The sequence below is a fragment of the Sphingomonas agri genome (assembly GCF_038148795.1).
Taxonomy (GTDB): domain Bacteria; phylum Pseudomonadota; class Alphaproteobacteria; order Sphingomonadales; family Sphingomonadaceae; genus Sphingomicrobium; species Sphingomicrobium agri.
This window is the reverse complement of the sequence record NZ_JBAPEU010000002.1, coordinates 310,490-324,598: the sequence shown is the minus strand read 5'-3', so window position 1 is coordinate 324,598 and position 14,109 is coordinate 310,490. Positions and strand designations below refer to the sequence as shown.

Here is a 14,109-nt window from a genome sequence, read left to right as displayed (position 1 = left end):
CGCTGAGGTTGAGAGCCGAAGTCCCAGCCGAAGTACCACAGACGGCGATGATCATGGCTGCCGGTCTCGGCAAGCGCATGCGCCCGCTGACCGCGACCAGGCCCAAGCCGCTCATCGAGGTGAACGGCAAGGCGCTTCTTGACCATGTCCTCGAACGGCTCCGCGCAGCCGGCGTCAAGAAGGTGGTCGTCAATGTTCACTACCTCGCGGACGCCCTAGAAGCTCATCTTGCAAGCCGCGCGCACGGGCTGGAGGTGGTCATTTCCGACGAGCGAGGGCTCCTCATGGAAACCGGCGGGGGACTGGTTAAGGCAGCTCCGCTCATCGACAGCGACCCGTTCCTCGCGCTCAACAGCGACAACCTCTGGATCGACGGCCCCGCCGACACGATCAGGCTGCTCGCCTCGCAATGGGATGATTCGAGGATGGACGCGCTGCTCCTGCTCGTTCCGCAGGCAAGCGCGCTCAATCACCGGGGTCTCGGCGACTTTCACATGGACCGCCAGGGCCGGATCAGGCGCCGCGAGCGAAGCCACGTCGCGCCGTTCGTATTCACCGGCATCCAAATGGTATCGAAGAGGTTGCTGCGAGAAGCGCCCGAGGGTCCCTTCTCGACCAATATCCTCTGGGACCGGGCGATCGAAGAGGGTCGCGCCTTTGGGGCAGTCCATCAGGGCCTTTGGTTCGACGTCGGCACTCCCCAATCCATTCCGATGACGGAAGCGGCGCTCGAGAATGTCTGACCCGCAGCGGGTCGCCGTCTATACAATCCCCTCTCACCGTTCGTTCGCCGACGCGCTAGCAGCAGGCCTCATCGCCCGGTTCGGCCAGGACGAACTCGGCCTTGCGCAGGGCCGCATCCTCTTGCCCAACAATCGCGCGGTCAGAGCGGTTACCGACGCCTTCGTTCGGGCGAGCGGTGCTGGCCTCCTGTTGCCCCGTCTCATTCCTGTTGGCGATCCTGAACTGGACGAGCGCGTTGGCGGAGCTTTGGACCGGATCGAAAAGGACCCCGATCCACCCGCTATTGATCCCGCGGAGCGGCTATTGAAACTTGCCTCGATCCTTCAGGGCCAAGGTACGGCCGAGAGCCTGCGCCTTGCCGCCGATCTTGCGCGCACGCTCGATGCCCTGTTGATCGAGGAAATCGACCCACGGAAACTCAAGGGCGCGGTCGGGGAGGCAAGCGATCTCGCGCGGCACTGGGAACATTCGCTCGCACGGCTCGAACTCATCTACGAGGCGTGGCCGCAGATCCTCGCCCAGCAAGGGGCGGTGGATCTTGCAGAGCACCGTAATCGATTGCTGAACCGCCTTGCGAGGCGCTGGGAGAATGATCCTCCTGGCGGCTTCACGGTCGCTGCGGGCATTACGACTATCGCACCCGCGGTCGCGGCTCTCGTCGCCCGTGTCGCGCGCATGCCAGGGGGAATGGTCGTGCTTCCCGGCTTGTGGCTGGCGGACGTCTTTCCGGCTGAGGAATGGGAGGCGCTCGGTCCGGACGAAAGCGGGAGAGGGGAGTCAACCCACCCGCAATTCCAGCTGAAGCTCTTGCTCGGCCGCCTCGGGATCGCCCGCGAGGAAGTGCAGGAGTGGCGCTGGTCGAGTGGCGCGAGTTCGACGCGAGCACGCTTAAGGGCCGTCGCCAACGCGATGGCCGCTCCTCAATTTTCGCAGAAATGGCAGACGCTCAAGCCCTCTGAACGACGCCTGGGCGACATTCGTCTGGCCGAGTTGCCCGATCCTGCCGCCGAAGCGCAGGCCATTGCGCTGGCACTGCGCGAAGCTCTCGAAATTCCCGGCAGGACCGCGGCGCTCGTCACTCCGGACCGACAACTTGCAGGACGGGTTTCGGGACTGCTTGCACGGTGGGATATCGAGGCGGACGACAGCGCCGGTAGGCCACTCGCGACAACCGCCGTCGGCACGCTCTTGATGGCGATTGCAAGCACTGCTGTTGAAGACCTGTCACCTGTCCCGCTGCTCGCTCTGCTCAAGCATCCCCTGGTAGGCGGGGAGGGCGAGGATCGTCTCGCCTGGCTGGACAAGGTCCGCGAACTCGACCTCAAGCTGCGGGGCCCCCGGCCGGTCCCGCGGCTGGCCGGGCTGGACGCACACTTCGGGAACGCGAGCTCCTGGCAAATCGTGCGTCCACGTGTCGAAACCATCGATGCAATGCTTCGTGAGCCCGTGTCGCTCTCGAAGCTTGCTGAGGAGCTGTCCAGGGCAGCGGAGGACATTGCGGGCGATTCCGTCTGGCGGGGACCGGCGGGCCGGATTGCAGCAGAGATGATGGCTGAACTGCAGGCCTCCAGGGCAGCTGCGGAATTGATCGTTGCAGCCGAAGATGCAGTGCCGCTGCTTCGCCAGCTCATGGACGAGAAAGCAGTGCGGCCGCCCTACGGCGGACACCCCCGGATCTTCATCTGGGGTTTGCTGGAGGCCCGGCTGCAGCGGGCAGACCTGCTCGTTCTTGGCGGCCTCAACGAGGGAGTCTGGCCAGCCCTTCCGGCACCGGATCCCTGGCTGCCGCCAAAGGTCCGGGCAGCGCTTGGAATGCCCACACTGGACGGCCGCATTGGTCTTGCTGCGCACGATTTTGCAAGCGCACTCGGAGCGCCCGAAGTGCTGATCACGCGGGCAAACCGAGATTTAAAGTCACCAACGGTGGCTTCGCGCTTCCTGCTCCGTCTCGACGCGATAAGCGGGGGTCTCCCAAGGGACATCCGCCTTGAGCGCCTGACATCGGCGCTCGATGATCCAGGAAGGCAGAGACCGGTCGAAAAACCAGCGCCCTCTGTGCCCCTCGAACAGCGGCCGAAGAAAATTCGGGTAACTGACGTCGATCGGCTCAAGGCCGATCCCTTTGCTTTCTATGCACGCGCCATACTTGACCTCAAGCTGCTTGACGTCGTCGACGCCGATCACACGGCCGCCTGGAAGGGCACCCAGGTCCACCGGGTTCTCGAGGAATGGCTCTTGCACGACGGCTGCGATCCGGAACGACTTCGCGGCCGCGCCGAGCGGCTTCTAAAGGACGCGGCGATCCATCCGATGCTTCGGGCGCTTTGGGCGCCGCGGCTGCTGGAGGCCATCGACTGGATTGCTGCAACGGAGCGGCAGAACCAGTCCGAGGGACGGCGGCCGCTCGCGGCAGAGGCAAAAGGGGAGGCGGTGCTCGGCGACGTGACGATTTACGGCCGGGTCGATCGCATCGACCGGCTCGCCGGCGGCGGCCTTGCGATCATCGATTACAAGACCGGTCAGCCTCCCACCCAGAAAGCCGTGACGGAAGGTTTTGCACTTCAGCTTGGACTTCTTGCACTGATTGCTCGCGCGGGTGGATTTGAGGGGATCGAGGGTGAGCCTCAGGCCTTCGAATATTGGTCACTTGCCCGGCACCGGGGACAGTTCGGGAGGCTGATGCGTCCCGACAAGGACATGGCGCCAGGCGAATTCCTGGACCATGCCTGTCGCAACTTCGTCGAAGCCGCGGGCAAGTGGCTCACTGGAAGCGAGCCTTTTACGGCAAAGCTCAACCCTGCTTATGCGCCCTACGGCGACTACGACCAGCTGATGCGTCTGGAAGAATGGTACGGCCGCAGATGAAACTAGCGGCGCGGTTTCTTCTTCACCTTGGATGCGTAAAGCAAGGCGGCGACAATCGCTGCGGAGCCGATTCCGACCGCCACGCCGGCCTTGACCAGCTTGGCACGTCGTTGCTCGCTTGCCCGGTCGATTTCGTCGTTTTTATCGTCCATGCGCGGTCCTCTATGGCGTTCGCCGCGGGATGGGAAGCGGGATGAGCGGGCGTTTCAGAACCTTCCCAGAGCTCAAGGATGCGCAGGCGCGCGCCTCGGATCCATTGGCACATGCGTCCCTCTCAGCCTCGGCAGGGACGGGAAAAACGCAGGTGCTCACGGCTCGCGTCCTTCGGCTGCTGCTCAGGGGCGCGCGTCCCGAATCCATTCTCTGTCTCACCTTCACGAAGGCAGCCGCAGCCGAGATGTCGAACCGCATCGGTGCGCGCCTTGCCGCCTGGGTCCGGTTGAAGGACAGTGAGCTTGGGACGGACCTTCTTCACCTCGGGGAATCGAACGATCCCAAGATGCGCCAACGCGCTCGGCAGTTGTTCGCCAAAGTGCTGGATTGTCCCGGCGGCCTAAAGATCCAGACGATCCACAGCTTCGCGCAGTCGCTTCTTGCTGCTTTTCCGGCAGAGGCCGGGATCACGCCTGGCTTCCAGCCGATCGAGGGACGCGCGGAGCAGGAGCTTGTCCGCCGAACTCTTGCGGATCTTATGGCGGATGCGGAGGCTGGAGGCGACGGCCAGCTGATCCTCGATGTCCAGTCTCTCAGCCGCCGTCTGGGGGAAAGAGACGCCGTCGAATATCTTCGTGCATGCGCCCGGCGGCCTCAGGCCCTTGCTGCGCTCGGGTCCCGCGAGACAATCGAACCGGCCATCCGCCGGATGATGGACCTTCCGGGCGAATCCGTTGAAGAGTATATCGCGAACCACTGCGGCGATGACCGGTTCGACTGCGATCTGCTCCGCGCTGTCGCGGATGCAAACCGGCGATGGGGCGCCCAAACCGGTGTCGGGCACGCGAACCTCATCGATGAATGGCTCCAGCTGACGCCGATCGAACGTGCAGCTTCATTGTCGAGGCTGCGCAAGGTCGTCCTCACGGACAGCGACACGCTGCGGGTGACGGCCGGCCAGACCAAGGCCGAGCCCCATTACGAATCGCACGCAGGCCGTCTTGCGGTCCTCATCGGCGATCTGCTGCGGATCCAGAACGGCGCGAGACTTGCACGCGACATCGCGGCCGGTCTTCGCGCGGGGCAGGCGTTCGCGGGCGCCTATGCGCAGGCCAAACGTGCCATCGGCGTCGCCGACTTCGACGATCTCATCGAATGGACGCGGCGCCTTCTGGCCCAGCCGGGAATGGGTGAATGGGTCCGCTTCAAGCTCGATCGGCAGGTAGATCACGTGCTCGTGGACGAGGCGCAGGACACCAATGCGGCGCAATGGGAGATCATCGAGCATCTGGTCGACGAGTTCTTCAGCGGATCGAGTGAAAGTGAAGACCGCAATCGCACCTTGTTCATGGTCGGCGACTTCAAGCAGGCCATTTACGGCTTTCAAGGAACGGATCCCCGCCGGTTCCACGAAGCACGCGAACGCTTCAAGAAACGTGCAGCTACCTTGAGTAACGGCGCGGACTTGTTCTCCTACCAGCAGCGGGCACGCGAATTTCGCGACCTCTCCATCGCTGCGAGCTTCCGGTCGGCACAGCCGGTCCTCGATGTCGTCGACGCGATGATCGGGACAGTAGGCCCCGAGGCGATGGCCCTTAGCGAAACACCGCCGCCGCACCGGGCGCACGACCAGGCCCGGCCGGGCCGGGTCGAACTTTGGCAGCCCTTCGCCGTGGAGCCGTCGCCCGACGAGAGCGACGAGGGTGAAGAGCGATGGGTGGCGCAGCGCGACCGTCAATATGCGCAGATGCTCGCCGAGCGCGTCGAGCGAATGATCGAGGAGGCGCCGGTGCTGGCCTCCACGGGACGGCCGCTTTCTCCCGGTGATATTCTGGTGCTTGTCCGAAGCCGCGGCGAACTTGCTTCGCTCATCGTTGCGCGATTGTTCGCAGCCGGGGTTCCGGTGGCCGGCGTCGACCGTCTGCACCTGCACGAGCCGCTCGCGGTCCAGGACCTGCTCGCCGCGGTGAAATTTGCCGTCCAGCCCAATGATGACCTCAGCCTAGCGTGCCTTCTGGTTTCGCCCCTGATCGGCTGGGACCAGGACCGGCTGCGGGATCTCGCCTTTGGCCGGAAGGGGTCATTGTGGCGCGAGCTTCGCGACCGCGCCGACGAATTCCGCGAAGCTTATGAGGCACTGTCTGAGTTGCTGCGGATCGCAGATTTCGTGACGCCCTCGCGATTTCTCCAGACGATCCTGTCGGGTCCGATGAGCGGCCGCCGCAAGCTTTACGGCCGTCTCGGACTGGCGGCGCGCGACGCGATCGATGAACTGATCAACAGCGTGCTCGAGTTCGAGCGCAGCGAAATTCCCTCGCTCGATCGCTTTCTTTCCTGGTTCTCGCGAGGGACCGTCGACGTGCAGCGTGACCCAGGGCAGCCCGCGAACCAGGTCCGGGTCATGACGGTCCACGGAGCCAAGGGCCTGGAGGCAGGCGTCGTCATTCTCGCGGATGCCACCGCGGATCCGGCGCGACTTGGGCGAATGCCGCTCGCTCTCGATATCGAGACCAGCCAGGCTGGCCTTGCACCGCTTCTGAGGCCGAAGAAGGACGAGCGCTGCCCTCCGTTCGAGCAAGTCATTGTCGATGAGGAACAGCGTGATCTCCAGGAACATCTGAGGCTGCTCTACGTCGCACTCACCCGCGCTGCAGACCGGCTCATCATTGCTGGAGTGCTACCCAAGGCCAGGAAGGACGGTTCGGACCCCAGGCCGGCCAATTCCTGGCATGTCATCGTCGAGCGCGCGATGGCCGACATGGGTGCTCATGGAGGGGAGAACCACGTCCTCCTTCGCCACGGCTCGCCAGGCACGGCTGCGGCCAAACAGCTGCGCGAACGGGTCGAGCTCTTGCCGGCCAAAGTGCCTGACTGGGCCCTTAGAGCTGCACCGCCGGAATCGCGGCCGCCGCGGCCGCTCGCCCCGTCCGCTATTGCGGTGGATGACGAGAGAGCCTCCTCCCCTGGCCCCGCGATGCGAACGGCAGCGCAGCGCGGAATCTGGATCCATCAGCTTCTGGAACGCCTCCCGGCGGTCGAGGAAGGCAGCCGCCGGTCCGCTGCGGATCTCTGGCTGGAGCGTTCGGCAGGGGTGACTGACTCCTCTGTTCGCAACGAGATCGTGGACCAGGTGTGTTCGATAATTTCCGCTTCCGCTTTTTCGGCGCTTTTCGGACCGACCTCGCTGGGCGAGGCGCCGCTCGCAGCAACGTTATCCGATGGACGCGTGATCGCCGGAACGGTCGACCGGCTTCTCGTCGAACAAGGCCGGGTCTCGGTGATCGACTTCAAGACCGGAAGGGTGCCCGCTTCGGACGCCGACATCCCGAACAGCCATCGCTTGCAGATGATGGCTTATGCCGAGGCATTACGGGTCATCTTTCCTGGACGAGAAGTGCGGGCCTCGCTGCTCTACACTGCCGGCCCAAGACTCATCGAAATCATGTCTTGAGGGCCTTGCGACGAGCCCCCATATGCTTGTTAACTTTTGTTGCCTGCCAGGAGATTTGTCCGCCATGACCACCAAGACGGTCACCGACCAGAGCTTTGCTTCCGACGTCCTTGGTTCCGAGGGTCCGGTCCTTGTCGATTTCTGGGCGGAATGGTGCGGCCCGTGTCGGATGATCGCCCCCGCGCTGGAGGAGATCGCCGGCGAACTCGGCGAAAAGGTCACCATCGCCAAGCTGAACATCGACGAAAATCCGGATACGCCGAGCCGGTACGGCGTTCGCGGCATTCCCACCATGCTTCTTTTCAAGGGGGGCCAGCCGGTTGCCCAGAAAGTTGGTGCGGCTCCGCGCAGCCAGATCCAGCAGTGGCTAGAGGGAAACCTCTAGGCTTTCATTCCGGCGGTTCCGTTCCCGCAAGGCCTCTGGTCAGGGGGCGGAATTTCTCATGCCTCGGCAGAGTATCGGCTGGCTCAAACCAGCCGATGCGGCTTCCCCAGAAGATGTGAAAACCGGGCGCGACACTTTCGGGTTCGTCGAGCGTCGCGACGCTGAAATCCACCGTCTCGGGCTGATGATTGACCTTCATCAGGAACGGCGTTCCGCAATCGCCGCAAAAACTGCGGTGCCCGAAGCTCGAGGAAGCGACCGACCTCACCTTATCCTCTCCCCGTGTCCAGGCGAGATCTCCCTCGGCGACGCTCGCGAAAACCATCGCCGGCGCGCCGCTTGTCAGCTGGCAGGTGCGACAATGGCACCACCCGCAGTCGAACGGATCACTCCTAAGCTCGTAGCGGACAGCGCCGCACATGCATCCGCCCTTCAGTCCCATAACGGTCCACCTTAATTGACTATACGGGGGGCGCTCCTTACATCGCCCGACGCAGTTTCCCAGAGCGTCCGCGGGAGCTTTTCGCCCTTTCTGCAACGCACGGGTTTTTAAGGGAATTCACGTGTTCGCCTCAGTGGCAAAAAGCATCTTCGGATCGGCCAACGATCGCTATGTCCGCGGCCTCGGCAAATATGTCGACGCAATCAACGGGTTCGAGCCCAACATTCACGCGCTTTCTGACGAGGAGCTGCGCGGCCAGACCGACCTCTTTCGCAAGCGTCTCGCCGATGGCGAGAAGCTAGACAATCTCCTGCCCGAGGCGTTCGCGACAGTGCGCGAGGCCGCGATCCGCACCCTTGGGCAGCGCCATTATGATGTCCAGCTAATCGGCGCCATCGCGCTTCATCGCGGCGAGATTGCAGAGATGAAGACGGGCGAGGGCAAGACCCTCGTTGCAACGCTCGCGGTCTACCTCAACGCGCTGGAGGGGAAGGGCGTCCACGTCGTTACGGTCAACGACTATCTTGCACGCCGCGACGCCGACTGGATGGGACAGATCTACCGCTTCCTCGGGATGAGCGTTGGAGTGATCGTTCCCAACCTTACCGACGAGCAGCGCCGCGAAGCCTATAATTCCGATATCTGCTACGCGACGAACAACGAACTCGGCTTCGATTATCTTCGCGACAACATGAAATACAGCCGCGACCAGATGGTCCAGCGGCCGTTCAATTTCGCCATCGTCGACGAGGTGGATTCGATCCTGATCGACGAGGCCCGCACTCCGCTCATCATCTCGGGCCCGACCGACGACAAGTCGGATCTTTACATTGCCGTCGACGGCATCGTGAAATCGCTTCAGCCCTCGCACTATGAAAAGGACGAGAAGCAAAAGAGCGTCGTCCTCACCGAAGAGGGTACCGAAAAGGCCGAGCGCCTCCTCGAAGGGGCCGGGCTGATCGAGGGACGGAACCTCTACGACATCGCGAACACGCAGGTCGTCCACCACCTGAACCAGGCCCTCAAGGCCAATGTCATGTTCAAGAAGGACATCGACTATATCGTGAAGGACGGGAAAGTCGTCATCATCGACGAGTTCACGGGCCGGATGATGGACGGGCGGCGCTGGTCTGACGGCCTTCACCAGGCCGTGGAGGCCAAGGAAGGCGTCGATATCGAGCCTGAAAATCAGACGCTCGCCTCGATTACCTTCCAGAACTATTTCCGCATGTACCCGAAGCTTTCGGGCATGACCGGCACGGCAATGACCGAGGCACCGGAATTCTTCGATATCTACAAGATGAACGTGGTGGCGATCCCGACGAACGTCCCTGTGCAGCGCCTCGACGAGGACGATGTCTTCTACAAGACGATGCAGGAGAAGTTCGGAGCCATCGCCGACGAGATCAACACCAAGCAGGAACAGGGCCAGCCGGTCCTGGTCGGTACGGTGTCGATCGAGAAGTCGGAAATGCTTTCGGAGTTCCTTCACCAGCGCGGGATCAAGCACTCGGTCCTGAACGCCCGCTTCCATGAGCAGGAAGCACATATCGTGGCGCAGGCCGGCCGGCTTGGAGCGGTCACCATCGCCACCAACATGGCGGGCCGGGGCACGGACATTCAGCTTGGGGGCAACCTCGAGTTCCGCATGCGCGACGAACATTCAGAACTCGTTGCAGGCACTCCCGAATACGATGCTCAAGCGGAGAAAATCCGTGCCGAGATCGCCGCGGAAAAGCAGCGCGTCCTGGAAGGTGGCGGGCTCTACGTCCTTGGCACCGAGCGTCACGAGAGCCGGCGCATCGACAACCAGCTGCGCGGTCGCTCGGGCCGGCAGGGCGATCCTGGCCTTTCGAAATTCTATCTCAGTCTCGATGACGACCTGCTGCGCATTTTCGGGCCCCAGACGATGTTTGCGCGGCTCATGAACAGCCAGCTCGAGCAGGGTGAAGCACTCACCCACCGCTGGATCTCGAAGGCAATCGAGACCGCGCAGAAGAAGGTCGAGGCGCGCAATTACGACATCCGCAAGCAGGTGGTCGAGTTCGACGACGTGATGAACGATCAGCGCAAGGTCATTTACGAGCAGCGCGCCGACATCATGGACGCCGAAAGCGTCAGTGACGTCATCACCGACATGCGCGCCGAGACGGTCGCTGCGATTGTCGCGGTCAACTGCCCCGAGGGTACCTATCCCGAGCAGTGGAATATCGACGCGCTCAAGGAAGCCGTCGACGAAGTCTTCGGGCTTCAGCCGCCGATCGATGAGTGGCTCCAGGAAGAGGCCGTACACTCCGAAATGATCATCGAGCGGGTGCAGAAGCTCGCTGACGAGGCGATGGCCGGAAAGCTTGAACAGCTCGATCCAGGCCGGTGGCAGGATATCGAAAAACAGATCCTCATCCAGACTCTCGATCACCACTGGAAGGAGCACCTCGCGACCCTCGATGCGCTGCGCCAGGTCATTCACCTGCGCAGCTACGCCCAGAAGAAGCCGATCGATGAATACAAGCAGGAGGCCTTCCTTCTCTTCGAGCGGCTGCTGGTGTCGATCCGGGAGGAGGTCACGCGCTTCCTGATGCGTGCCCAGGTCCAGCTAGAGCCCATGCCGCCGCCGGCGCTTCCGGACTTCATCACGCAGCACCTTGATCCATTCTCGGCCGATGACGACACGGCGGACATCGATGCGGCGGCGCGAGGCCTCATGCCCAGCATCCCCTTGCTCAACATTCCGCAGCCACCGATGCCGCAGCGAGACGAGGCCGGGAATGTCGTCGAAGCGCCAATCAGCCGCAACGCACCTTGCCCGTGCGGTTCGGGCAAGAAGTACAAGCATTGCCACGGGCTGCCCGCGTAACGCCGGAGCGGGCGGCCGCTCCAAAGCCAATCGACCGCTCGGAGCTGAGGCGCGCCTACCGGCCTGACGAGGACGAGCTCGTAAGGAAGCGCCTCGGCGAGGCCCGGCTCAGCACCCGCCAGGAGGGCGAGGCCAGCGCTACCGCGCGGGCGCTGGTCAAGGGCGTGCGTGCCCATAAGCCTTCGGGCGTGGACGCCTTCCTTCATGCCTATGACCTGGGCTCGGACGAAGGCATCGCCATGATGTGCCTTGCCGAGGCGCTCCTGCGCATCCCGGACGCTCATACCGCCGACGAGCTGATTGCCGACAAGCTGGCCGGGCCGGACTGGTCTGAGCAACTTGGCCGCTCCGGCTCTGCTTTCGTCAACGCCGCGACCTTCTCGCTGCTTTTGACGGGCAAAGTGCTGGAGAGCGCGCAGGATCGCTCGGACAATTGGAAGGCTGCGCTCGGCCGGGCGGTTGGGCGCCTTGGGGAGCCTGTCGTGCGCACCGCCGTTCGCGAGGCGATGAAGATCCTTGGCCGCAACTTCGTTTTCGGCCGGACGATCGACGAAGCGCTCAAGCGCGCCCAGCCGGAGCGACGCCAGGGTCTCAGCCACAGCTTCGACATGCTCGGGGAAGCCGCAAGGACCTTTGAAGACGCTAACCGCTACGCAGAAGCCTATCGGGGCGCCCTTTCCCGGATCGCCAAGGATGCGAAGGGCGGCTTCAGGAAGTCGCCTGGAATTTCCGTCAAGCTGACGGCCCTCCATCCGCGTTTCGAATATACACGCCGCGAGGAAGCCCTTGGCGCCGTCATTCCGGTGGCCCGCGAACTTGCTCTCAAGGCCTCCAGGGCCGATGTTCATTTCACCATCGATGCCGAAGAGGCGGACCGCCTCGAGCTCCAGATGGATGTGTTCGAGGCTCTTCTTGCGGACGACCAGCTTTTCGAGAACGGCTGGGGCGGCTTTGGTATTGCAATCCAGGCCTATCAGAAGCGCGCCGTGCCCTTGTGCGACTGGGTGATCGAGGCAGCGCGCGCCAGGGGCCGGACCCTCATGTGCAGGCTTGTAAAGGGCGCCTACTGGGACACCGAGATCAAGGCTGCCCAGGTCGGGGGCTTGCCCGAATATCCCGTGTGGACGCGTAAGGTCGCGACCGACGTTTCCTATCTTGCCTGCGCCAAGAAGCTGCTCGGTGCGACCGACGTCATCTATCCTGCCTTCGCGACTCACAATGCAAATACCATCGGGCAGGTAAAGGCCCTCGCAGGCAACAAGGAATTCGAGTTCCAACGCCTTCACGGCATGGGCGAAGAGCTTTACCAGGAGCTGGCGAAGCTCGAGCAGCATCTCGGCGAAACCCCAACTCCCGTGCGCATTTACGCGCCGGTCGGAAGCCACAAGGAACTGCTCGCATACCTCGTGCGCCGCCTGCTCGAGAACGGCGCCAATTCAAGCTTCGTCAACCGCATCGCCGATGAACAGGTGTCGATCGACGAACTGGTGCGCGATCCCGTCCTTGAGCTTGAAGCGCTCGAACCGAAGCGCAATCCGAAAATTATCCTGCCGCGAGACGTGTTCGGCGTAGATCGCCGCAACAGCGCGGGCCTGGACCTCTCTGATGCTCTGGAGCGCGACCCGGTCCTGAGCCGACTTGCTGTTCTTGAAGGAAAGCGCTGGACGGCAAAACCGACCCTCGGGAACGGAACGCCAAGAGCAGTGACCTCGCCGCAGGATCGCCGTGTCGAGGTCGGACAGGTGTTCGAAGCCAGTGCATCCGAGGTTGCAATGATGGTTGAGGCCGGTGCTGCGGCGCAGGCCAATTGGGATGCTCTTGGCGGCGAAGCGCGCGGCCGGCTCCTCGATCGCACGGCGGATCTCTTCGAGCAGCATCGCGAGGATTTCTACTCACTTTGCATTCGCGAGGCCGGGAAAACGCTTCCCGATGCGATCCTCGAGGTGCGCGAGGCCGTCGATTTCCTGCGGTTCTACGCGTCGGAAGCACGGCGCCTCTTCGCGCGGCCGATGCCGCTGCCCGGTCCAACCGGGGAACACAACGAATTGCGGCTCCATGGCCGCGGCGTCTTCGCCTGTATCTCTCCCTGGAACTTCCCGCTGGCGATCTTCACCGGCCCGGTCGCGGCAGCACTTGCCGCAGGGAACAGCGCGATCGCGAAGCCCGCCGAGCAGACACCGCTTATCGGCGCCCTGGCTATCGATCTCTTTCACGCCGCTGGCTTTCCGAAGGACGTCGTCCAGCTCGCCCCTGGCGATGGGCGGGTGGGTGCAGCACTGACTGGCCACCCCCTTTTAGCGGGAGTTGCGTTTACGGGCTCGACCGAGACTGCAAGGCTGATCAACCGCGGCCTTGCTGAGCGCGACGGGCCAATCATCCCGTTCATCGCCGAGACGGGCGGCCAGAATGCGATGATTGTCGACAGCTCGGCCCTTCCTGAGCAGGTGACGAGGGATGTGATCTCCTCGGCGTTCCAGAGCGCCGGCCAGCGCTGCTCCGCCTGCCGCGTCGTCTTCGTCCAGGAAGATGTCGCCGAAGGCATGATCAGGATGATCGCCGGAGCGATGGAAGCGCTGAAAGTCGGCGACCCCAACGACCTTGCGACCGATGTTGGTCCGGTGATCGACGAAGATGCCAAGCGCGCGCTCGAGAACCATCTCTCCTGGCTCGAAAAGAATGCAAAGCGCATCAGCAGGCTGCCGCAACCGAACGAGGCCGCCAACGGCAGCTTCGTTGCTCCGGCGCTTTATGAGATCAGGTCGCTGAGCGAGCTCAACCGTGAGAATTTCGGTCCCATTCTCCACGTCATCCGCTTTGCCGGCGACCGGCTCGACAAGGTCGTGGCGGAGATCAACGCCACTGGTTACGGGCTTACGCTTGGCCTTCAAAGCCGGATCGACACGGTGCGCGACTATGTCGAGGAACATGCCCGCGTCGGCAATTTCTACGTCAACCGCAACCAGATCGGTGCAGTGGTCGAGAGCCAGCCTTTCGGCGGCGAGGGCCTTTCGGGCACCGGGCCGAAGGCCGGCGGTCCACATTACGTCGCTCGTTTCGCGACGGAGCGCGTGACTTGTATCGACACGACTGCCGCAGGCGGAAATGCGAGCCTGATGGCCGCGCTCGAAGGCTGATTCGTCCCAGGCTGGCACGGTTTAAGAGCTCGCTGGAGCACTAAGGGAAAATCGGTGTTGATAGCCGCGCGGGGCGGC

Annotated in this window: 8 protein-coding genes; 6 read left to right on the top strand and 2 right to left on the bottom strand. The window is 63.2% G+C overall.

What is annotated here, in order from left to right:
• Nucleotides 1-47 precede the first annotated feature (47 nt).
• On the top strand, nt 48-743 hold the full coding sequence (locus tag V8192_RS08370; protein ID WP_341633316.1) for a nucleotidyltransferase family protein: 696 nt from the start codon (nt 48-50) through the stop codon (nt 741-743).
• On the top strand, nt 736-3,609 hold the full coding sequence (locus tag V8192_RS08365; RefSeq protein ID WP_341632619.1) for a PD-(D/E)XK nuclease family protein: 2,874 nt from the start codon (nt 736-738) through the stop codon (nt 3,607-3,609). Before V8192_RS08370 ends, V8192_RS08365 begins: the two co-directional genes overlap by 8 nt.
• A 2-nt stretch (nt 3,610-3,611) precedes the next feature.
• Here the strand turns inward: V8192_RS08365 and V8192_RS08360 are convergent, their stop codons facing one another.
• Entirely contained in the window at nt 3,612-3,761 is a 150-nt protein-coding gene (locus V8192_RS08360; RefSeq protein ID WP_341632618.1) for a hypothetical protein, read from the bottom strand.
• 41 nt (nt 3,762-3,802) lie between these two features.
• On the opposite strand from V8192_RS08360, the gene addA reads away from it, so the two are divergent.
• Both addA and trxA read left to right on the top strand, forming a co-directional pair.
• Nucleotides 3,803-7,213 carry a double-strand break repair helicase AddA gene (gene addA / locus V8192_RS08355; protein ID WP_341632617.1) on the top strand — a complete coding sequence of 1,137 codons (3,411 nt, stop codon included), beginning with the start codon at nt 3,803-3,805 and terminating at the stop codon, nt 7,211-7,213.
• Between the two features lie 64 nt (nt 7,214-7,277).
• Nucleotides 7,278-7,598 carry a thioredoxin gene (trxA, locus tag V8192_RS08350; protein ID WP_341632616.1) on the top strand — a complete coding sequence of 107 codons (321 nt, stop codon included), beginning with the start codon at nt 7,278-7,280 and terminating at the stop codon, nt 7,596-7,598.
• 4 nt (nt 7,599-7,602) lie between these two features.
• On the opposite strand, the gene V8192_RS08345 is transcribed toward trxA, so the two are convergent.
• The gene (locus V8192_RS08345) at nt 7,603-8,040 is read right to left on the bottom strand and encodes a GFA family protein (RefSeq protein WP_341632615.1); all 438 of its coding nucleotides are present in this window, start codon (nt 8,038-8,040) and stop codon (nt 7,603-7,605) included.
• 121 nt (nt 8,041-8,161) lie between these two features.
• On the opposite strand from V8192_RS08345, the gene secA reads away from it, so the two are divergent.
• Complete coding sequence (gene secA, locus V8192_RS08340; protein WP_341632614.1) at nt 8,162-10,897, top strand: preprotein translocase subunit SecA; 2,736 nt, start codon at nt 8,162-8,164, stop codon at nt 10,895-10,897.
• Nucleotides 10,876-14,031: a bifunctional proline dehydrogenase/L-glutamate gamma-semialdehyde dehydrogenase PutA gene (putA, locus tag V8192_RS08335; protein ID WP_341632613.1), complete on the top strand. Its 3,156-nt coding sequence runs from the start codon at nt 10,876-10,878 to the stop codon at nt 14,029-14,031. The genes secA and putA overlap by 22 nt, the downstream gene beginning before the upstream one ends.
• Nucleotides 14,032-14,109 lie beyond the last annotated feature (78 nt).